The organism is Streptomyces sp. NPDC029044 (assembly GCF_040637495.1).
Lineage (GTDB): Bacteria > Actinomycetota > Actinomycetes > Streptomycetales > Streptomycetaceae > Streptomyces.
On sequence record NZ_JBEZWN010000017.1, the window covers coordinates 99,102 to 119,903 of the forward strand.

Here is a 20,802-nt window from a genome sequence, read left to right on the forward strand (position 1 = left end):
CGATCACGGGCCTGCATCTCACGCGCCGGCCGAGCCGCCGACGCCCTCCGGCGTTCCCGCGCCAGCCGTTCCCGCGCCAGCCGTTCCCGTGCCCACCGGGCACGCGGCCGCCCCTCCGGCCTCGGCCGAGATGCCGCCCCCCGGCGCCCCGGTGCCCATGCCGGCCGTGCCGGTGTACGCCGGTGCGCCGGCCCCTGCTCCCGCCCCCGGCCCCTGGCAGCGCTACGACCCCTGGGCCGCTCCGGCGGGCGCCGGGGGACACGGTCCTCTCCAGCAGAACGGCGCCGCCGTGCCGAGTACGGAGCAGCGGCGCAAGCGGGGCAAGAGGACCCTGGTGCTCGGTGCCGTGCTGCTCGCGCTCGTGTCCGGAGGCATCGGCGGCGTCGTGGGGACGTACCTGGAGCGGAACGGGGGCGTCGGGAGCGTCGAGCTGCCGCAGGCCGGGAAGGAGGCCGTCGCGCGGGACGCGGACAGTGTGGCCGGGATCGCCGGGCGGGCCCTGCCCAGCGTGGTCACGCTGCACGTCAGCGGCGCGGGCGAGCAGGGCACGGGCACGGGCTTCGTGCTCGACACCCGTGGGCACATCCTCACCAACAACCACGTCGTGCAGCCCGCCGGTTCGGGCGGCGAGATCACCGTGACCTTCAACGGAGGGCAGACCGCCCAGGCCGAGGTCGTCGGCCGGGACAGCGGCTACGACCTCGCCGTCGTCAAGGTGAAGGGCGTCAGCGGACTCACCCCGCTGCCCCTCGGCAACTCGGACAACGTGCAGGTCGGCGACCCGGTCGTGGCCATCGGCGCCCCCTTCGACCTGGCCGGCACGGTCACCTCCGGCATCATCAGCGCCAAGCAGCGGCCCATCACGGCCGGCGGCGAGAAGGGTGACGGCAGCGACGTGTCGTACGTCGACGCACTGCAGACCGACGCGCCCATCAACCCCGGCAACTCCGGCGGCCCCCTCCTCGACGCCCGGGCCCGGGTCATCGGCATCAACTCCGCCATCCGCTCGGCGGACAGCGGTTCCACGCAGGACAGCGGCCGTTCCGGTTCGATAGGCCTCGGCTTCGCCATACCCATCAACCAGGGCAAACGCGTCGCGGAAGAGCTGATCAACACCGGCAGGGCGACCCACCCGGTCATCGGCATCACCCTCGACATGGACTACACGGGCGACGGCGCCCGCGTCGCCACCGAGGGCAGCGAAGGCGGAGCACCGGTCACCGCGGGCGGCCCGGGCGCCAAGGCCGGAATCAAGTCGGGTGACGTCATCACGGAGGTCGACGGCCGGCGGGTGCACTCCGGTGAGGAACTGATCGTCAAGACCCGGGCGCACCGCCCCGGCGACCGTCTGGAGCTGACCGTCGAACGCGGCGGCAAGGAGCGGAAGGTCTCGCTCGTCCTCGGATCGTCCGGTGGCTGAGGCATGAGATCCGGGGTCCGCGCAGACGCCACGACAGCTCCCGTCGGGGACCAGCCAGGCAAACAATCGGGAAAGCGCTCCCACCTCCCGCACTCGGAGGTCCCGGGACAGTACCGGTCGGACAGGATCGCCGGGTACCGTGGATCCGGCCCGGACCACGGCAAGACCCGCACCGACCACGAGGGCCGAGGACCGAGGACATCGCTAGGAGCTTCAGGTGTTCAATGACATAGGACCACTCGAGCTGGTGACGCTCATCGTCCTCGCCGTGCTCGTCTTCGGTCCGGACAAGCTCCCCAAGGTCATCCAGGACGTGACGCGCACGATCCGGAAGATCCGTGAGTTCTCGGAGAGCGCCAAGAACGACATCCGGGAGGAACTGGGCCCGGAGTTCAAGGACTTCGAGTTCGAGGACCTCAACCCCAAGACGTTCATCCGCAAGCAACTGGACAACGAGGACCTGGGGCTCAAGGAGATCCGCAACGGCTTCGACCTGAAGAAGGAGATGGCCGAGGTCACCGACGCCGTGCACAGCCGTGAATCCGACGCCTCCTCCGGGTCGTCCGCCGGCGCCGCCGGCTCGTCCGGTGGCCGCATCGACATGACGAAGAAGCCGGAGACGCCCGGTCCGGACGACCGGCCGCCCTTCGACGCGGACGCCACCTGAGCGACACCCCCAGGGGGCGTGCGCCCCCGAGCGCGTGACGCGTTTCATACTCCGGTCGGGCTGTCTACGGCCTGAACCGGGCGCCCGTGCGGCCCACGCGCCGGGCGGTTTCCCTGCTGCTCGCAGCGGTGTGGCTATGCTGCCGAGTTGTTGTGCGGACCGTGACGAGTACGCCCGAAGGGGGGCGGGCCGTTCCGGTCCGACTAGAGCGAGGAGGCGTCCGGGCACATGGAGACGACGAGTCGGGCAGTCGCGCAGACGCCGGCCGCGGAGGGTGGACAACAGCTCCCCTCCGCCCGGCGTACGGTCGACGGCTACCTGCGTGCGCCCTTCCCGTGGTACGGCCTCGACGAGGCCTTCACGGGACCGCGCTGGCTGATGCAGGTCGGTACGACCGCCGACGGGGCCGTGGAACACGGGTCGATCGGGCACGGGGACGAACCCACGGTGCGCAACGAGCATGCCGCCGGGGGCGATCTGGATGCCAAGGAGAAGTTCGCGGTCGTCGTGACCGTGGCGGCGAACCCCTCACGGCGCACGGCGGACGGCACGGGGCTGTTGGAGGCCACGTCGGTCTCCTCCGCGGCGTGGCTCGCGGGTGTGGGGCTGCTGTCCTTCACCTGGCCGGGGCAGATGGACCACGCCCTGCGGGACGACTGGCTGGAGCAGCAGACGGAAACGGCGTGGGTGCTGGCGGACGACCTGGACGGGGACGACTGGTCGACGCTGTCGCTGCCCGTGGACGGCGTGCCTACGGCGTTCCACTACCGGGAGTCGGAGTTCGGCTGGGTGCTCGCCGGGTCCACGTCGGCCGGGGTTCATGTCGGGGCGTACGGCAGAGGCATGAGCGCGTATGGGCTCGGCTTCGCCGTGGTGAAGGACATCGCCGCGTACGCGTGAGTTTCCTGGGGCGCCGGGTTTTCCGGCGCCCTTCGTCGTGGGGTTCTGGTGCGCGGGCGGCTGCGGGTCGTGCGTGTGGCTCGCGCAGTTCCCCGCGCCCCCTGGAAGGGCGCTTGCGCCCACCGGCGTCAGATCAGAACTTGTTCCGCGGAGTGATCCCCAGGGACAGGCCCGACAGGCCCCGCTGGCGTCCTCCCAGCTTGCCGGCGATCGCCCGGAGGGCCGAGCCCGCAGGAGAGTCCGGGTCCGTCAGGACGACCGGCTTGCCCTCGTCGCCGCCCTCGCGCAGGCGCACGTCGATGGGGATGCTGCCGAGGACCGGGACGTTCGCTCCGGTCGTGCGGGTCAGGCCGTCGGCGACCAGCTGGCCGCCGCCCGTGCCGAAGACGTCGACCATCTCGTCGCAGTGCGGGCACGGCAGGCCGGACATGTTCTCGACCACGCCGACGATCTTCTGGTGGGTCTGCACGGCGATGGAGCCCGCGCGCTCGGCGACCTCGGCCGCCGCCTGCTGCGGGGTCGTCACGACCAGGATCTCCGCGTTCGGGACCAGCTGCGCCACGGAGATCGCGATGTCGCCGGTGCCGGGCGGCAGGTCCAGGAGCAGGACGTCCAGGTCGCCCCAGTACACGTCCGCCAGGAACTGCTGGAGGGCGCGGTGGAGCATCGGCCCGCGCCAGACGACCGGGGCGTTGCCCGGGGTGAACATGCCGATGGAGATGACCTTCACGCCGTTCGCCGACGGCGGCATGATCATGTTCTCGACCTGGGTGGGACGGCCGTCGGCGCCCAGCATGCGCGGCACGGAGTGGCCGTAGATGTCGGCGTCGACGACACCGACCTTGAGCCCGTCGGCCGCCATCGCCGCGGCCAGGTTGACCGTCACCGAGGACTTGCCGACGCCGCCCTTGCCGGAGGCGACCGCGTAGACGCGGGTGAGGCTGCCGGGCTTGGCGAAGGGGACCTCGCGCTCGGTCTGGCCGCCGCGCAGGGCGGACGCCAGCTCCTTGCGCTGCTCGTCGCTCATCACGTCGAGCGTGACGTCGACGCGGGTGACGCCCTCGACCGCGGAGACCGCGTCGGTCACCCGCTGCGTGATCGTGTCCCGCATCGGGCAGCCCGAGACCGTGAGGTACACGGTGACCGCGACCGCCCCGTCCGCGCCGATCTCCACCGACTTGACCATCCCGAGTTCGGTGATGGGCTTGTGGATCTCGGGGTCGTTCACCGTCGCCAGTGCCTCGCGCACCGCGTCTTCCATAGCCATAAGGACGATGGTACGGCGCCGTACCGGTGCGTAGGAAAGCGTCTCAGCGGTCGTCTGCGTCACGTCCCCGTGACCGTTCCGCCGGGAATACGACGGGGTCGTGACGGTGGCCGTTCTGCCGTTCCTCCATCTCCTTGATCGTGTCCTGGAGCTCCGAGCGGATCCAGTCGCGGGTGGCGACCTCGCCCAGGCCGATGCGCAGGGCGGCGATCTCGCGCGTCAGGTACTCGGTGTCCGCGATCGACCGCTCGTTCTGCTTGCGGTCCTGCTCCAGGTTGACCCGGTCCCGGTCGTCCTGCCGGTTCTGCGCGAGCAGGATCAGCGGGGCGGCGTAGGAGGCCTGGAGGGACAGCATCAGGGTGAGGAAGATGAACGGGTACTCGTCGAAGCGCAGGTGACGCGGGGCGAGGCTGTTCCAGACCACCCACAGGATGATGACGACCGTCATCCAGACGATGAACCGCCCGGTGCCCAGGAACCGCGCGATGCGCTCCGACAGCCGCCCGAAGGCCTCCGGGTCGTACTCGGGCAGGAACCGGCGCCGGCGCGGCAGCGGCTGGTCGAGACGGGTCGTGCGGGGCCGGGAGGCGGCCGTGGCGCCCGCCGGCGTGCGCTCGCGCACGCTCTCACGCTCAGGAACCATCGGTCGCCACCTCCTCGTCCAGGTGGAACTCCGTCTCCCGCCAGTCCTCCGGGAGCATGTGGTCCAGCACGTCGTCCACGGTCACCGCGCCCAGCAGCGAGCCGGCCTCGTCGACCACGGGCGCCGCGACCATGTCGTACGTGGCGAAGAACCCGGCGATGGCGGGCAGCTCCGCCTCGGGGTCGAGCGGCTGGAGGTCGGTGTCCACGATCGAGCTGACCAGGGACGGCGGTGGCTCGCGCAGCAGGCGCTGGAAGTGGACCGTGCCCAGGTACTTGCCGGTCGGCGTCTCGTCCGGGGGCCGGCAGACGTAGACCTGGGCGGCCAGGGCGGGGGAGAGGTCGCGGTTGCGGACCCGGGCGAGCGCGTCGGCGACGGTGGCGTCCGGGCGCAGCACGATCGGCTCGGTGGTCATCAGACCGCCCGCCGTGCGGTCCTCGTACGACATCAGGCGCCGCATGTCGGCCGCGTCACCGGGCTGCATCAGGCTCAGCAGGCGCTCCTGCTCGTCCGTCGGCAGCTCGCCCAGCAGGTCGGCCGCGTCGTCCGGGTCCATCGCCTCCAGGACGTCCGCGGCGCGCTCCTCCTTCAGCTTGCCGAGGATCTCGATCTGGTCGTCCTCCGGCAGCTCCTCCAGCACGTCGGCGAGCCGGTCGTCGTCGAGGGCGGCGGCGACCTCGGCCCGGCGCTTGGCGGAGAGGTGGTGCAGGACGTTGGCCAGGTCGGCGGGGCGCAGCTGCTCGAACGTCGCGAGCAGGTTCTCGGCGCCCTGCCCCTGCTCCTCCAGGGAGAACCCGGTGACCGCCGTCCACTCGACGGTCAGCGCCTCGCCCTTGGCCCGCCGGAACGCCCCGCCCTTTCTGCCCTTGCGGACGAAGACCCGGTCGATCTCCCACTCCCGGCGGGCCGGCAGCTGATGCACCGACAGGTCGAGGACGGTGACCTCCTCACCGGTCTCGGTGAGCTTCACGCGCCGGTCCAGCAGCTCCCCGAAGACCAGCCGCTCGGTGGGCCGCTGCTCGAAGCGCCGGACGTTGAGCACGCCGGTGGTGATGATCTGGCCGGACTGGATGGCGGTGACCCGGGTCATCGGCAGGAAGATACGGCGACGGGTGGCGAGTTCGACGACGAGGCCGAGCAGCCTCGGGGGGCGCTGCCCCACCCGCAGCATGACGACCAGATCGCGCACCCGCCCCACCTGGTCGCCGGCTGGGTCGAAGACGGCGACACCTTGGAGGTGCGATACGAAGATCCGGGGGGCGCCCGCTGCCATGGCCGCGGCTCCTTTTCGTGCGGGGTGGTTCGTGCTGGCTGTCTGGGTGGCTGTCTTTGTGCCTGTGTCTTCCGAATTGCCCGCTCGGGTGGGCTTCAGGCTAGCCCGTCCCGATCGGTGACGCGTCGGCGGCCGGTCCGGACGGACTGGCTCCGATCCGCCCGCACGACCCCGGTACCCTGCGGTACGCCGTTCAGGTCTCCCGTCAGAGAGGCAGCCCCACCTGTGACTCCGATTCGCCAGAGCCGCGGCCGCCGTGCCGCACTCGCGAGCGCGACGTGCGCCCTGCTCGTGACGGGAACGGTGCTCACCGGCTGCGCGGAGGATCCGAACGAGGGCACCAATGGAGTCGGCAGACTCCCCGCCGCCAAGATCCAGGGCAAGACCCGGTCGGCCGCCGAGTCCGCCGGGGCGGTCCGGGTGCACGGCAACGTCGTCAGCGGCGGACGGACGTACGCGCTCGACATGCGGCTGAAGGACGACGGCGGCGACGGCTCGGTCACCTCCAAGGGCGCGACCTTCAAGCTGCTGCGCATCGGCGAGCAGCTCTACGTCAAGGCGGACGCCGAGTTCTGGACTCACGGCAGCGGCCAGGGCGGGAGCGGCAAGGCGGACGCGGCGGCGGCCTCCAAGCTCGACGGCAAGTTCGTGAAGGTGCCGCAGGGCGACCCCTCGTACAAGAAGTTCAGCGGATTCACGGACAAGGCTCTCCTCCTCGACGGTCTGCTGACCCTGCACGGGACGCTCGCGACGGACGGCCACGACGAGGAGGCGGGCGTCCGCACCATCCGCGTCACCGGCGACAAGGGCTCCGGCGGCACCCTGGAGGTGTCCCTGGAGGGCAAGCCGTACCCGCTGCGCCTGGAGCGGGCCGGCGGGGCGGGCACCCTCACGTTCTCCGGCTGGGGTGAGGACTTCTCCCTCAGGGAGCCGGAGAGGAACGAGACGGTGGACTACGGCCCGCAGCTGCCGTCGTCGTAGGCCGTCACGCCCGTTTGCGCTTCTTCAGCAGCAGGCGCGGCAGGCCCGCCGGGACGGGCCGGCGGGTGAGCGCCGGCGACGGCAGGGGCGGCTCGGACAGGGAGCCGTCGGGCAGCGGTGCCGTCGCCCCGGTCGGTTCCAGGCGCAGCACCCGGCACTCGCGGGCCCAGCGCTCGGGCATGGCCTCGCCGTCGGGCGCGTTCAGCCGTTTGCCCTTGAGCTCGGCGACCGCCGCGTCCCATGCCTCGGAGCCGGGCGCGAGCTGGGTGACCCGGGCCGTCCAGGTGACCAGCCGGCCGCCCTTGTCCTTGCTGCGGACCGTTACCCGCGCCTCGGCGCCGTCGGCAAGACCCGGCAGCGGCTGCTCGCCGGGTCCGTCGCCGACCAGGCACGCGGCGCCCTCGTGCCACACGTGCCACAGCGCACGCGCCGGGCCGTCGGGGCCCTGGACCCAGACGAGGCCGGACTTCTTCGTGGCCTCCTCGACGAGGGCCTGGTCGAGCAGCTCGCTTGTCATGGGGCCCAGCCTAACCAGGCTGCTCACAGCCATCCGTTCCGCTTCAGCGTGCGGTGGATGCCGAGACAGATGACCACCGTGACGCCCATGATCGCCGGGTAGCCGTACCGCCAGTGCAGCTCCGGCATGTGGTCGAAGTTCATGCCGTACACCCCGCACACCATCGTCGGCACGGCGATGATCGCGGCCCAGGAGGTGATCTTGCGCATGTCCTCGTTCTGGGCGACGGAGGCCTGCGCGAGGTTGGCCTGGAGGATGGAGTTGAGCAGCTCGTCGAAGCCGAGGACCTGCTCCTGGACCCGGGCCAGGTGGTCGGCGACGTCCCGGAAGTACTTCTGGATGTCGGGGTCGATCAGCCGCATCGGCCGCTCGCTCAGCAGCTGCATCGGCCGCAGGAGCGGCGACACGGCCCGCTTGAACTCCAGTACCTCGCGCTTGAGTTGATAGATCCGGCCGGCGTCCGAACCGCGCGGTGAGCCCTTGCGGCCCGGGGAGAACACCTCGGTCTCGACCTCGTCGATGTCGTCCTGCACCGCGTCGGCGACGGCGATGTACCCGTCGACGACGTGGTCGGCGATGGCGTGCAGCACGGCCGAGGGGCCCTTGGCGAGCAGCTCGGGGTCGTCCTGGAGGCGGTGCCGCAGAGCCCGCAGGGAGCCCTGCCCGCCGTGCCGGACGGTGATGAAGAAGTCCCGCCCGGTGAAGCACATGACCTCACCGGACTCGACGACCTCGCTGTTGGCGTCGAGCTGGTCGTGCTCGACGTAGTGGATGGTCTTGAAGACCGTGAAGAGGGAGTCGTCGTAGCGCTCCAGCTTGGGCCGCTGGTGGGCCTGGACGGCGTCCTCCACGGCGAGCGGGTGCAGCCCGAACTCACTGGCGATGCCGGAGAATTCGGCCTCCGTGGGCTCGTGCAGGCCGATCCACACGAAACCCCCGTCACGGCGCACCAGGCGTACCGCCTCGTGCGGGGTCAGGGCGGTCTCGGTCTCGATGCGGCGGCCGTCCCGGTAGACGGCGCAGTCGACGACGGCCGAGGCGGCCGCGGGGCTGCGGGTGGCGTCGTACGTCCCGCCGTCCTTGCGCAGCGACACACGGGAGGGACGGACGACTGCTGCGCGCAGGTCGCGGATCATCGACATGGCGGGCTCCTTCGCGGGCGGGCGACGAAACGCCGGCCGACGACGGCTGGAACTACCCGGAATGGGGACGTAGGGACTACTGATGTTTGGCACGTCCACAAAGCGGGGAGCACCGCACCGTCGCGGTGGTCGGTTTCGTCACTGATTCAGCTACTGAGGCAGATCAGGCAAAGCGAAACGAAGCGCTCTTCCGCGGTGAAGCGAGTGCGAGAGGTGGCAGCCAGAGACAGAAGCAGCTACATCGGCGGCGCGAAGAGCGTGGTGCTACTGCACGGTCGACTTCGATCCATTGCAGCCCCACCTCCTCCGGCCGGTCCCTCGTAAGGGAGTTCCTTCGGCGTCGGGGCTTGATCGCGACGCTTCTGCGTGCTGCCCCGAACCACCGGGCAAGAGTAGCAGCCGACACAACTGTCAAGGTGCTGCTTTGCCCGCTACTGGCGAGTTCTATGCTCGCCGCATGGCAGATGTTCTTCCTCTGGTCGAGGCCCGGTTGCGCAGCGCGCTGGGCGAACCGGACGCGCGCGCGGCGGTCACGTTCCTGGGTACGGACCGCATCGAGGTGCTCCGCTTCCAGGAGGCCGGCATCGTCCGCTACGCCTCGCTCGGGATGTCCGCGCACCCCATGACGGACCCCACGGCGGTGGTCGCCGACCCGGTCAGGGGACCGCGCGCCGAGCTGGTCCTCTCCGTCCGCGCCGGGCTCGCCGCGACCGACAAGGTGCTCCGCCCGCTCGCCGTGCTTGCCGCGTCCCCGCAGGTGGAGGGCCTGGTCGTGGCTCCCGGCGCATCTCTGGACGTCGGTGAGCCGCTGTGGCCCGGCGCCCCGTTCACCTCGGTCCTGGTCGCCGAGCCGGGCGGGCTCGTGGAGGACCTGGAGTTCGACGAGCCACTGGACCCCGTGCGCTTCCTGCCGCTGCTGCCGATGACCCCGAACGAGGCCGCCTGGAAGCGCGTGCACGGCGCGCAGGCGCTCCAGGAGAAGTGGCTCAACTCGGGGACGGACCTCCGGGATCCGTCCCGGAAGTCCGTCCCGCTGGAGTGAGGAAGCTCACCAACATCAGGCTCCGAAGCCTCAGTTGGCGAAGACGCCGACGCCGTCCTCGGTCGCGTGCTGCGGCTCCGGCTCCTCGGCCTCTTCCGCGAGGGCCTTGCGCCGTACGACGACCACGGCCGCGCCGGCGACGGCGGTGACGGCTGCCACCACGAACGGGACGTGGACATCGGTCCACTCCTCGATCTTCGGCGCGAAGAACGGAGCGGCCGCCGCCGCGAACCAGCGGACGAAGTTGTAGCCCGCGCTCGCCACCGGCCGGGGCGCGTCCGAGACCCCGAGGGCCAGCTCGGTGTAGACGGTGTTGTTCACGCCGATGAAGGCGCCGGACAGGATCGTGCAGACGACGGCGGTGGTGTGGGAGCCGTAGCCGAGCACCAGCACGTCGGCCGCGAGCAGCACCAGCGAACCGCCGAGCACCTTCAGCGACCCGAACCGCTTCTGGAGCCGGGGCGCGACGATCACCGAGAAGACGGCGAGCAGCACGCCCCAGGCGAAGAACACCGCACCCGAGCGGTACGGACTCATGTTCAGCACGAACGGCGTGAAGGCCAGCACCGTGAAGAACGTGTAGTTGTAGAAGAACGCCGAGACCGCCGCTGAGGCGAGGCCGCCGTGGCCGAGGGCCTTGAGAGGGTCGAGCAGCGAGGTCTTGCGGGCCGGCTTGGGCTGCTCCTTCAGGAACACCGCGATGCACAGGAAGCCGACGGCCATCAGGAACGCCGTGCCGAAGAACGGGTAGCGCCAGCTGGCGTCCCCGAGCAGGGCGCCCAGCAGCGGTCCGCAGGCCATGCCGAGGCCGAGGGCCGACTCGTACAGCAGGATCGCCGCGGCGCTGCCGCCGGCCGCCGCGCCGACGATGACCGCGAGGGCCGTCGAGACGAACAGCGCGTTGCCGAGGCCCCATCCGGCCCGGAACCCGACCAGTTCGCCGACGGATCCGGAGGTGCCCGCGAGCCCGGCGAACACCACGACGAACGCGAGGCCGAGCAGCAGGGTCCTGCGGCCGCCGATCCGGCTGGAGACGAAACCGGTCACCAGCATCGCGACGGCGGTGATGAGGAAGTACGAGGTGAAGAGCAGGGAGACCTGGCTCGCCGTCGCGTCGAGGCCCTGGGCGATGGACGGCAGGATCGGGTCGACGAGCCCGATGCCCATGAAGGCGACGACCGAGGCCCCGGCGGTCGCCCACACGGACTTGGGCTGCTTGAGCAGGCCGCCCGCTCCGGAGTCGAAGGCATCCATGGCGCGCTCCCTTTCCGGGTCGAGGTAGTTGGTATATACACACACTAAGTTAGAGAGTCTAACTAATGCAAGCTGCATCTAGTGTTGGTGGTGAAGGGTTCCGTCCGGATGGGTGATCGTCCTTGACGCGGCGGGGCGGGGGTAGGACCGTGGGGCCCTATGAGGGGCGAACCCAGTTGCCCGAAGTGCGGTGGCCGGGTCAGGGCTCCCGGCCTCTTCTCCGACTCGTGGCAGTGCGATGTGCACGGCACCGTCCATCCGGTGCAGCCCGTGATACCGCCCAGCGTCGACGCCCTCAACGTCGTGGTGCACCGCACCCAGGTGCCGCTGTGGATGCCGTGGCCGTTGCCGGTGGGGTGGCTGTTCACAGGGGTGGCCTGCGCCGGGGACGACCGCACGGGTGGCCGGGCGACCGCCGTCGCCTGCACGGGGCCCGGCCCGCTCGGCGGGATGGGTGAGCTGATCCTGGTCGCCGAGGAGCTCGGTGTCGGACTCGGCGCGCGGTACGCCGGCATGGACGGGCCCGACCCCGGACCGCACATGAACGTCGAGAAGCCGCCTCAGGCGAAAGTGCTGGCCGCCGGGCGGCCCACGCCGCTGTGGCACGTGGCCGGGGCCCCGGACGACCGGGCGGTGTTCGCGGGCGAGGCGCTCGGGATGTGGCTGTGGGCGGTGGTGTGGCCCGAGCAGTCCGGGCTGCTGATGTACGACGAGCTGGTGCTCACGGATCTGCGGGATGCCGGCGCCGAGGTCGAGCTGGTGCCCTGCGGCGCCCTGTCGCCGCGCCTGCTGGGACCCTGAGCGGTGTAGGGATGGTGTAGGGGGTGCTTGCCGGGTTCGGGTGTGACATGGGGCGTTGAAAAGCTGGTTATCCTTGAGCAGTCCTGTCGTCCCGCCCGTGTCTGGAGTCCGCGTCGTGCGTATCGATCTGCACACCCACTCCACCGCATCCGACGGCACGGACTCGCCCGCCGAGCTGGTGCGGAAGGCCGCTGTCGCCGGGCTGGACGTCGTCGCGCTCACCGATCACGACACCACCCGCGGGCATGCCGAGGCGATCGCCGCGCTGCCCGAGGGCGTCACGCTGATCACCGGGGCCGAGCTCTCCTGCCGGATCGACGGGATCAGCATGCACATGCTGGCCTACCTCTTCGACGCCGAGGAGCCGGCACTGCTCGCCGAGCGTGAGCTGGTCCGGGACGACCGGGTGCCGCGTGCCCAGGGCATGATCGCCAAGCTTCAGGAGCTGGGCGTCCCCGTGACGTGGGAGCAGGTGGCGCGGATCGCCGGTGAGGGGTCCGTCGGGCGGCCGCACGTGGCGAGCGCGCTCGTCGAGCTCGGTGTCGTGCCGACCGTGAACGACGCCTTCACCCCGGACTGGCTGGCCGACGGCGGCCGGGTGTTCGTGGAGAAGCACGAGACCGATCCCTTCGAGGCGATCCGGCTGATCAAGGGCGCGGGCGGGGTCGCGGTGTTCGCGCATCCCGGCGCGAGCAAGCGGGGGCTCACGGTGCCGGAGGCCGCCATCGCCGAGATGGCCGCGGCCGGGCTGGACGGCGTCGAGGTGGACCACATGGACCACGACGCGGACACCCGTGCGCGGCTGCGGGGACTGGCCAAGGAGCTCGGTCTTCTCGTGACCGGCTCGTCGGACTACCACGGCAGCCGGAAGACCTGCGTACTCGGGGAGTACACGACGGACCCCGAGGTGTACGGGGAGATCACGCGCCGGGCCTTCGGGGCGTTTCCCGTGCCGGGGGCCGGCGGAGCCGTCTGAGGTCTCTCCCCCGTACAGGTCCGTCTCTCTTCCTCTTCTTTCTCTCACCCGGCGCTGTCCGCTGCGCCCAGGCGTTCCGCCCTGCGCACCGCCTGCCCGCGGCGGCAGCCCCCTGCGCAAGGCTCACTCATGTTCGACGTCGCCGTCTTCGGCTCCCTGTTCCTGACCCTCTTCGTCATCATGGATCCCCCGGGGATCACACCGATCTTCCTCGCGCTCACCGCCGGCCGGCCCGGCAAGGTGCAGAAGCGGATGGCCTTCCAGGCCGTCTGCGTCGCCGGCGGCGTGATCACCGTGTTCGGTCTCCTCGGGCACCAGATCCTGAACTACCTGCACGTCTCCGTGCCCGCGCTGATGATCGCGGGCGGGCTGCTGCTCCTGCTGATCGCGCTGGACCTGCTCACCGGCAAGACCGACGAGCCGAAGCAGACCAAGGACGTCAACGTCGCCCTCGTCCCGCTGGGCATGCCGCTGCTGGCCGGGCCCGGCGCGATCGTGTCGGTCATCCTCGCCGTGCAGAAGGCCCACGGCGTCGCCGCCCAGGTGTCGGTCTGGGCGGCGATCCTCGCGATCCACGTCGTGCTGTGGCTGGTGATGCGCTACTCGCTGGTGATCATCCGGATCATCAAGGACGGCGGTGTGGTCCTGGTGACCCGCCTCGCCGGCATGATGCTCTCGGCGATCGCCGTGCAGCAGATCATCAACGGTGTCACGCAGGTGATCCAGGGGAGCTGACGATCCCCGTCAGGCGCGCAGGACACCGCGGATCTCCCGGGCCGGTCCCGGGTGGCCGAGGTACTCGTCCATCTTGTGCGCGCGCTCGCGGCCGTTCGGGACGGCCAGCTGGGTGAGCTTCCCCCACCGTTCGTCCTCCAGGGGACAGCCGATGGCCACCGTGTCCGTGGGGCACCAGACGTTCACCCAGTCACGCACCCGGGGCGGCTGGTGCGGGCCCCGGGTCAGGAGCCGCTCGTTGACCCCGTCCAGGCCGAGCGGGCTGCCCGCGGTGACCAGCAGCACGGGGTCGAGGCTCTCGGGGAGCCGGGTCAGGAGGTCCATCCCCACGACCGTGCCCAGGCTGTGCGTGACCAGCACCAGTTCGCCGTCGGCCGGCATCGTCTCCAGGACGCTGTCCAGCACCGCCTGCCGCACGGCGCTGTCCCCGAGGTACAGGTCGACGTCCCGCAGGAACGTGGCGATGGTCCACTCGTCCAGGTCCGACTTGGCGGCGAGCCAGCTCAGCGGCCGGTGCAGCACGCCGACCAGGCCCGCGCCGAAGCCTTCCGTGGTCGCCGGACCGTTCTGGGGCATGCCGGCCCGGGCGGCCGCCTCGAAGAGCAGTCGCTCGTAGGAGCCCGTGGGCGACTCCGCGGCGAACACCTCGGCGGCAGCGGCGGCGCTCACCTGGTCGAGGCCGACGGGCGCGACCGTGCTCTCCCTGCCGCTCACGAGGTCGTGCAGTCTCGTGCCGTAGAACGGGAACCACACGTCCTCCGGGTCGAGCGGAGGCAGCGTGGCGAGGGTGAGCCCGCGGTTCAGGCCAGCCGTCCACGTGCGGCGGAGCTCGTCGGGGTAGTTTTCCTGCTGGTCACGGCCGTGCAGGAAGACGAGGTGCTGACGGCCGCCGAAGGCGGTGGCGCGGGCCCGGAGCCCGATCCTGGGCCGCTCACCCCCGGCCGTGGGGGGCGTTGTGGCGGCTTCCGGGACCGAGGGGGTCGTGACACCCGGTAGCGCGGTCGTCCTCTGCGGCTGTGTCCCGGAGGCCGGCGCTGTGGTCGTGGCCTGGTCCAGCCCGGTGTCGGGGCCCATCTCGGCCAGCAGGGCGCGCCGTCCCGGGTCGAGGTCCAGACCGGCCAGGTGCTTGAGGATCGAGCTGATCCGGACGCCCTCGTTGGCGACCCAGTCGATGGCGTCGTCGCCGTCGCCCTGCTGCCAGGGCCGGCCGTCCTTGCGCAGGACGCGGCCCTGGCCGTCCTTCCTGGGCACGCCGCTGTGGTGCAGCGCCACGACCTCCCACTGGTCGTTGAAGACGGGGGAGCCGGAGTTCCCCGGTTCGGTGTCGGTCGTGTAGTGCACGAAGTCGTCCAGGCGGACCAGCACCGCGTTGTCACGCAGCGCGATCTCCTTCAGCCGCCCCGAGGGATGGCCGATGATGTTCACCTTCTCGCCCAGCACCAGCTTGCCGATCTGCACGCTCAGCCGGTTCCAGCCGAAGATCTCGCCCGGAGGCGGGCCGCCCGGGGTGGGCGCGAGCGCCACCAGGGCGAAGTCGAGCCGCCGGTCCGCCGCGAAGAAGGTCCCGGGGTCGAGCTCCATCCGGACGACCGTGTCGGGCAGGTTGTCGGCCGTGACCTGGGCGTTGAACTCCACGAAGCAGCGGCCCGCGAAGCTCTCGTCGGGCAGGACGTGGTGGTTGGTCATCATCAGCCGCGGCGAGACCAGGAAGCCGGTGCCGTGCGGCAGCTCGCGGCCGTCGCGCCGCAGCGTGATCCGGGCGACCGTGGCCCCGGCCCTGACCCCGCGCGGCAGGAAGCTCCAGGCCTGGAGTTCGTTGGACAGGTCGATGATCCGCTCGTTGGCGTCGGGCAGGTCCATGGCCTCGCGGTGGATGTCCGCCACCACCGCCGAGGGCGACAGACCGCCGCGGTCGAGGATCCGGTCGGCGCGCACGGCGAGGGCGTCCGGGGAGTCGGGGAACCGCACACCGGCCGCCAGCCGGCCCTCCACCCGCTCGCGCTCCGCGGCGGAGTCCTCGTAGCGCCGCGCGGCCTCGTCGGCGACCTGCTCGTGCAGCTCCTGGTACGACCGGTCCGTCACCGACATGCTCCACCGTCCTGTTCTGGTTCGCGCTGGGCCCCTCAGCCAGTACGCCCCCGACCTGGGAGGTTCGCAACAGCGGAGCCCCCGCACGGCCGATGCCGGGCGGGGGCTCTTGAAGTGTGGGAGAGCTGCGCGCGTTATGAGGCCGTGGCCTCGGCCGGGCGGATCCAGAGACGCTGCCCTATGGCGGCCGCCTGCTGAACGATGCGGTTGACGGAGGCGGCGTCCACAACGGTCGAGTCCACAGCAGTGCCGTCGACGTCGTCGAGTCGCATGATTTCGAAGCGCAAGGGCTTCTCCCTTCGTCTGGTCATCCTCCTGAGGAGAACTACTCGGTGTGCGGCCCACCGGGCGTCGTTGCCGGTGTTCCGTATGGGTCAACAGAGATGTGACTGTCAAACATTCCCTACGCTAAGGAAATTTTTCGAACTGCTAATTACTGAGACGTAAGAGTGTCGTTACGGGACCGACCGGGACCGGTTGTGTTCGCAGCGTGACCGCCGGGACAATGGAGGTGATGAACGACGACCTCGCGGCCCTCAGCGCCCGCATCGACCACACCAACGAGCTGCTCCAGCGCATGCTCGCCGAGGTGGCGAAGACGCCCTCGACCCACGCGATCTTCGTCGATGCCGGGTATCTGTACGCGGCCGCGGGACGCCTCGTCGCCGGTACGGAGGACCGCCGCGCCTTCGACCTGGACGCCGAGGGCCTGATCGACGCCCTCATCGACAAGGCCCGCACGATCTTCGCCGACAGCCGGCTGCTGCGGGTCTACTGGTACGACGGCGCCCGCCGCCGCATCCACACGGCCGAGCAGCAGACCATCGCGGAACTGCCGGACGTCAAGGTGCGCCTCGGCAACCTCAACGCCAACAACCAGCAGAAGGGCGTCGATTCGCTCATCCGCTCCGACCTGGAGTCCCTCGCCCGGCACCGCGCCATCAGCGACGCGGCCCTGCTCGGCGGCGACGAGGACCTGGTGTCGGCGGTGGAGGCGGCCCAGGGGTACGGCGCCCGGGTGCACCTCTGGGGCATCGAGGCCCCGGAGGGCCGCAACCAGGCGGAGCCCCTCCTGTGGGAGGTCGACAGCCAGCGCACCTTCGACCTCGACTTCTTCAAGCCGTACGTCTCCCGCCGCACGGCCCCCGCCTACGAGACGGCCGCCGATCGGCCCACCCGCGAGGACGTGCGGTTCGTCGGCGCGCAGATCGCGGCGAAGTGGCTGGCCGCCCGCGGCCGGGACACGCTGGTCGAGCTGCTGCCCGGCCACCCGTACCTGCCCGGCTCGGTCGACCAGGACCTGCTCGTGGAGGCGGAGGGTCTCCTGCAGTACTCACTGCGCGGCCAGGCGGACCTGCGGCGGGCCCTGCGGGACGGCTTCTGGGATCACCTGCGCACGCAGTATTAGGGCCTGTCGTCCGGATCAGGTCGCAGGGGCCGGCCCGGCCCGGTGCCGTCCCAGAAGTCGGCGAGGGCGTGGGCCGTCGGCAGCGGGCGATCGGCGTTGGGGGAGTGCTCCGCGCCCGTGATGACCGTGCGGTGCGCGCCGAGCCGCAGCGCCATGTCGTCGAGGATCGCCACCGGCCAGGTGTCGTCGTGCGCGCCCGACAGGACGTGGAACGGCAGCGGGAGGGCGGCGAGTTCGGCCACGCGGTCCGGCTCGGTGCACAACTGACGACCGGTCGCGAGCAGTTGTGCGGGACTGTGGCCGAGCCAGCGGCGGCGCAACTGGTCCTGGTCACCGAGGCCGCGGGCGGGTCCGCCGACCTCCTCCGGCGGCCCCATGGCCTGGATGGCCTCCCACACCTCCGCCATCGACAGCACGGCGAGCGCGTCCCGCAGCAGCTTCACGCGCTGCTGCTGGGAGACGGAGATCTCCGCCGGGCCGGACGAGACCAGGGTGAACGAGACGAACGGGGAGTGGTCGAGCAGCACGGCCGCACGGGCGATCTGCCCGCCGAGCGAGTGCCCGACGAGGTGGACGGGCCCGCCCAGCGCCTCGGCCTGCGCGAGTACGTCCCGCGCCAGTTCCCGCTGGGCGTAGGCGGTTTCGTCGTCCCGGGGGCCGTCCGACTCGTACTGCCCGCGCCCGTCCACGGCGACGACCCGGTACCCCCGGTGTGCGAGCGGCTCGTGGAGCAACCGGAAGTCCTCCTTGCTCCCGGTGAACCCCGGCAGCATCAGGACGACTCCCCTGCTCTCCTCGCCCGTCGCCGGCGACGAGTCGACGACCGCGAACTCGCCGCGCGCGGTGCGCAGGGGGTAGGCGCGGGCGCCGGGGGGCGGGGGGAAGGCGGAGTGGCTGGTCACGGGGCGAGAGTAGCGGGTGGGAATCGCCCCTGCGCTCCGGGCGAAGGCCGACGGCCCGGCTCCCCGTGAGGGGGCCGGGCCGTCGGAGAGGGGTGTGTCAGCCCTCCGTGGGCTCCGCGGCGGCCGTGGCCTTGCGGGCCCGGCGGACCCTGGGCTTCGCCTCCGTCGCGTCCTCCGCAGCGGCGGCCGTGGCGGCCGTGGTCGCCTTGCGCGTACGGCGCGGCTTGGCGGCCTCCGGCTCCTGAACCGCCTGTGCGGGGATCTCGGTGGGCTCGGCGGCCTTGCGGGTGCGGCGGCGCGGCTTGGCCTCCGTGCCCTCGGCCGTGTCGACGGCGGCCTCGGCCGCTGCGGCGGTCTTCCGCGTCCGGCGCGGCTTGGCCTCGGCGGCCTCCCCGTCCGGGGCGGCAGCCGCCGTCTTGCGCGTGCGGCGCGGCTTGGCCTCGGCGGCCTCCCCGTCCGGGGCGGCTGCGGCGGTCTTCCGCGTGCGGCGCGGCTTGGCCTCGGCGGCCTCCGGCTCCTGAGCCGTCTGGGCCGGGATCTCGGCGACGGCGGCTGCGGCCGTCTTGCGCGTGCGGCGCGGCTTGGCCTGCGCACCTTCGGCCGTGTCGACGGCGGCCTCCGCCGGGGCGGCGGCCTTGCGGGTGCGGCGCGGCTTGGTCTCCGCGGCCTCCTGGGCCTCGGCCGTGGCCGTGGTCGCGGCGGCCTCGACGGTCTTGCGGGTGCGGCGGCGCGGCTTGGCCTCGGTGGCCTCGGCCGTGTCGACGGCGGCCTCGGCCGCCGCTGCCGTCGCCTTGCGCGTACGCCTGGGCTTCGCCTCGGCCGTCTCGGCGGTGTCCTCCGTGGCTGCGGCCGTCTTGCGCGTCCGGCGCGGCTTGGCCTCGGTGGCCTCGGCCGTGTCGACGCTCGCCTCGGCCTTCGCAGCCGTCTTGCGGGTACGCCGGGGCTTGGTCTCCGCCGGCTCCGCAGCGGCCTCGGTCGTCCCCTCGGCCGTGTCGACCGCGGACTCGGCCGCGGCCGCGGCCGTGGCCTTGCGGGTGCGGCGGCGCGGCTTGGCGGCGACAGCCTCGGGCTGAGCGGCTTCCGCGACGGCCGGGGCCTCGGCGACGGCCGGGGCCTCGGCGACGACGGCCGGCTCCGGGGCCGACGGCGTCACCGCGGCCTCGGTCTCCACCGCGGGCGTCTCCGAGCGGCGCGTACGGCGCCGACGCGGCTTCGCGGCTGCCTCCGGGGCCTCGGCCACCGTGCCCTCCGCCGTCTCGACGGCGGTCTCCGCCTGCTCGGACGCGGGGGACTCGACCGCCGTGACCGGGGCCTCGGACTGGGCCCCGCCGCGGGTGCGGCGACGGCGGCGCGGGGTGCGCGGAGCCGTGACGGCGTCCGCCTCGGCGGCGCCGCCGGTGGCTGTGATGTCCGGCGCGGTGGTGCCGGCGGACTCGGGCGCACCGTCGACCGCCGCCCCGCCGCGGGTACGACGGCGGCGACGCGGCGTACGCGACGAGCGCTCGCGGTCGGCCGAACGGGACTCGTCCCGGTCGCCGCGGCCACCCCGGCCGCCGCGACCGCGCGGCCCGCGGCCGCCCGGCTCGCCCAGGTCCTCCAGCTCCTCCGCGTCCAGCCCGGCGCGCGTACGCTCCGAGCGCGGCAGGATGCCCTTCGTGCCCTCGGGGATGCCGAGGTCGGTGTAGAGGTGCGGGGAGGTGGAGTACGTCTCCGGCGGGTCGTTGAAGTCGAGCTCCAGCGCCTTGTTGATCAGCTGCCAGCGCGGGATGTCGTCCCAGTCGACCAGCGTGATCGCCGTACCCTTCGCGCCCGCGCGGCCCGTACGGCCGATGCGGTGCAGGTACGTCTTCTCCTCTTCGGGCGACTGGTAGTTGATGACGTGCGTGACGCCCTCGACGTCGATGCCGCGGGCGGCGACGTCGGTGCAGACGAGCACGTCCACCTTGCCGTTGCGGAAGGCGCGCAGCGCCTGCTCGCGGGCGCCCTGGCCGAGGTCGCCGTGGACCGCGCCGGACGCGAAGCCGCGCTGCTTCAGCTGGTCGGCGAGGTCGGCCGCCGTGCGCTTGGTGCGGCAGAAGACCATCGCCAGCCCCCGGCCGTCGGCCTGGAGGATGCGCGCGACCATCTCGGGCTTGTCCATGTTGTGCGCGCGGTAGATGAACTGCTTGGTGTTCGCGACCGTCGCGCCCGCGTCGTCCGGCGCCGTGGCGCGGATGTGCGTGGGCTGCGACATGTAGCGGCGGGCGAGGCCGATGACCGCGCCCGGCATGGTGGCCGAGAACAGCATCGTCTGGCGCCGCACCGGCAGCATGTTGATGATCTTCTCGACGTCGGGCAGGAAGCCCAGGTCGAGCATCTCGTCGGCCTCGTCGAGAACCAGGCACTTGACGTGCTTCAGGTTCAGCTTCTTCTGCCCGGCGAGGTCGAGGAGCCGGCCCGGGGTGCCGACGACCACGTCGACGCCCTTCTTCAGGGCCTCGACCTGCGGCTCGTAGGCCCGGCCGCCGTAGATGGCGAGGACGCGGACGTTACGCACCTTGCCCGCGGTCAGCAGGTCGTTGGTGACCTGCGTGCACAGCTCGCGCGTGGGGACGACGACGAGCGCCTGCGGGGCCTCGGTGAGCGCCTCGGGCTCGGCGCGCCCGGCCTCGACGTCGGCGGGGACGGTGACGCGCTCCAGGAGCGGGAGACCGAAGCCCAGCGTCTTGCCGGTGCCGGTCTTGGCCTGGCCGATGACGTCCGTGCCCGAGAGGGCGACGGGGAGCGTCATCTCCTGGATGGGGAAG

19 protein-coding genes are annotated in these 20,802 nt (G+C 71.9%); 9 read left to right on the plus strand and 10 right to left on the minus strand.

Annotated elements, in window-relative coordinates:
- The 3 genes from AB0E85_RS16890 to AB0E85_RS16900 form a co-directional block, all read left to right on the plus strand.
- Positions 1 to 1,420: trypsin-like peptidase domain-containing protein (locus tag AB0E85_RS16890; RefSeq protein ID WP_361927296.1), on the plus strand; the 1,420-nt coding region annotated here is incomplete at its 5' end.
- Positions 1,421 to 1,637: 217 nt separating this feature from the next.
- Complete coding sequence (locus AB0E85_RS16895) at positions 1,638 to 2,087, plus strand: sec-independent translocase (RefSeq protein ID WP_361927299.1); 450 nt, start codon at positions 1,638 to 1,640, stop codon at positions 2,085 to 2,087.
- A gap of 228 nt (positions 2,088 to 2,315) precedes the next feature.
- Positions 2,316 to 2,987, plus strand: a complete 672-nt coding sequence (locus tag AB0E85_RS16900) for a hypothetical protein (RefSeq protein ID WP_361927301.1) — start codon at positions 2,316 to 2,318, stop codon at positions 2,985 to 2,987.
- A gap of 133 nt (positions 2,988 to 3,120) precedes the next feature.
- On the opposite strand, the gene AB0E85_RS16905 is transcribed toward AB0E85_RS16900, so the two are convergent.
- The 3 genes from AB0E85_RS16905 to AB0E85_RS16915 are packed head-to-tail and all read right to left on the minus strand — an operon-like array spanning position 3,121 to position 6,170.
- Positions 3,121 to 4,254 (minus strand): Mrp/NBP35 family ATP-binding protein, encoded by a 1,134-nt coding sequence (locus tag AB0E85_RS16905; protein ID WP_361927302.1) that lies wholly within the window; start codon positions 4,252 to 4,254, stop codon positions 3,121 to 3,123.
- Positions 4,255 to 4,297: 43 nt separating this feature from the next.
- Positions 4,298 to 4,897 carry a DUF1003 domain-containing protein gene (locus AB0E85_RS16910; RefSeq protein ID WP_361927304.1) on the minus strand — a complete coding sequence of 200 codons (600 nt, stop codon included), beginning with the start codon at positions 4,895 to 4,897 and terminating at the stop codon, positions 4,298 to 4,300.
- A complete protein-coding gene (locus AB0E85_RS16915; protein ID WP_361927306.1) occupies positions 4,887 to 6,170 on the minus strand; it encodes a CBS domain-containing protein in 1,284 nt (427 codons plus the stop codon). The genes AB0E85_RS16910 and AB0E85_RS16915 overlap by 11 nt, the downstream gene beginning before the upstream one ends.
- 225 nt (positions 6,171 to 6,395) lie before the next feature.
- On the opposite strand from AB0E85_RS16915, the gene AB0E85_RS16920 reads away from it, so the two are divergent.
- The gene (locus AB0E85_RS16920; RefSeq protein WP_359631721.1) at positions 6,396 to 7,151 is read left to right on the plus strand and encodes a hypothetical protein; all 756 of its coding nucleotides are present in this window, start codon (positions 6,396 to 6,398) and stop codon (positions 7,149 to 7,151) included.
- A gap of 4 nt (positions 7,152 to 7,155) precedes the next feature.
- On the opposite strand, the gene AB0E85_RS16925 is transcribed toward AB0E85_RS16920, so the two are convergent.
- Both AB0E85_RS16925 and AB0E85_RS16930 read right to left on the minus strand, forming a co-directional pair.
- Positions 7,156 to 7,668, minus strand: a complete 513-nt coding sequence (locus tag AB0E85_RS16925) for a hypothetical protein (RefSeq protein WP_361927308.1) — start codon at positions 7,666 to 7,668, stop codon at positions 7,156 to 7,158.
- 23 nt (positions 7,669 to 7,691) lie between these two features.
- Positions 7,692 to 8,810: a magnesium and cobalt transport protein CorA gene (locus AB0E85_RS16930; protein WP_361927311.1), complete on the minus strand. Its 1,119-nt coding sequence runs from the start codon at positions 8,808 to 8,810 to the stop codon at positions 7,692 to 7,694.
- Positions 8,811 to 9,267: 457 nt separating this feature from the next.
- Here AB0E85_RS16930 and AB0E85_RS16935 point away from each other — a divergent pair, with 457 nt between their 5' ends.
- Complete coding sequence (locus AB0E85_RS16935; RefSeq protein WP_361927313.1) at positions 9,268 to 9,852, plus strand: suppressor of fused domain protein; 585 nt, start codon at positions 9,268 to 9,270, stop codon at positions 9,850 to 9,852.
- 30 nt (positions 9,853 to 9,882) lie between these two features.
- Here the strand turns inward: AB0E85_RS16935 and AB0E85_RS16940 are convergent, their stop codons facing one another.
- A complete protein-coding gene (locus AB0E85_RS16940; protein ID WP_361927315.1) occupies positions 9,883 to 11,106 on the minus strand; it encodes an MFS transporter in 1,224 nt (407 codons plus the stop codon).
- A 159-nt stretch (positions 11,107 to 11,265) separates the two neighbouring features.
- On the opposite strand from AB0E85_RS16940, the gene AB0E85_RS16945 reads away from it, so the two are divergent.
- From AB0E85_RS16945 to AB0E85_RS16955, 3 genes are all read left to right on the plus strand, one after another.
- Positions 11,266 to 11,907, plus strand: coding sequence for a DUF6758 family protein (locus AB0E85_RS16945; RefSeq protein ID WP_033311058.1), 642 nt, complete (start codon positions 11,266 to 11,268; stop codon positions 11,905 to 11,907).
- Between the two features lie 115 nt (positions 11,908 to 12,022).
- Positions 12,023 to 12,883, plus strand: a complete 861-nt coding sequence (locus AB0E85_RS16950; protein WP_361927318.1) for a PHP domain-containing protein — start codon at positions 12,023 to 12,025, stop codon at positions 12,881 to 12,883.
- 129 nt (positions 12,884 to 13,012) lie between these two features.
- Positions 13,013 to 13,618, plus strand: coding sequence for a MarC family protein (locus tag AB0E85_RS16955; protein WP_358958911.1), 606 nt, complete (start codon positions 13,013 to 13,015; stop codon positions 13,616 to 13,618).
- Positions 13,619 to 13,627: 9 nt separating this feature from the next.
- Here the strand turns inward: AB0E85_RS16955 and AB0E85_RS16960 are convergent, their stop codons facing one another.
- Positions 13,628 to 15,706, minus strand: coding sequence for a serine protease (locus AB0E85_RS16960; protein WP_361927321.1), 2,079 nt, complete (start codon positions 15,704 to 15,706; stop codon positions 13,628 to 13,630).
- A 134-nt stretch (positions 15,707 to 15,840) separates the two neighbouring features.
- Entirely contained in the window at positions 15,841 to 16,017 is a 177-nt protein-coding gene (locus tag AB0E85_RS16965) for a hypothetical protein (RefSeq protein WP_361927346.1), read from the minus strand.
- 203 nt (positions 16,018 to 16,220) lie between these two features.
- On the opposite strand from AB0E85_RS16965, the gene AB0E85_RS16970 reads away from it, so the two are divergent.
- Complete coding sequence (locus tag AB0E85_RS16970; protein ID WP_361927323.1) at positions 16,221 to 17,114, plus strand: NYN domain-containing protein; 894 nt, start codon at positions 16,221 to 16,223, stop codon at positions 17,112 to 17,114.
- Here the strand turns inward: AB0E85_RS16970 and AB0E85_RS16975 are convergent.
- Positions 17,111 to 18,016, minus strand: coding sequence for an alpha/beta hydrolase (locus AB0E85_RS16975; protein ID WP_361927326.1), 906 nt, complete (start codon positions 18,014 to 18,016; stop codon positions 17,111 to 17,113). The genes AB0E85_RS16970 and AB0E85_RS16975 overlap by 4 nt on opposite strands.
- A gap of 97 nt (positions 18,017 to 18,113) precedes the next feature.
- On the minus strand, positions 18,114 to 20,786 hold the full coding sequence (locus AB0E85_RS16980) for a DEAD/DEAH box helicase (protein WP_361927329.1): 2,673 nt from the start codon (positions 20,784 to 20,786) through the stop codon (positions 18,114 to 18,116).
- Positions 20,787 to 20,802: the final 16 nt, after the last annotated feature.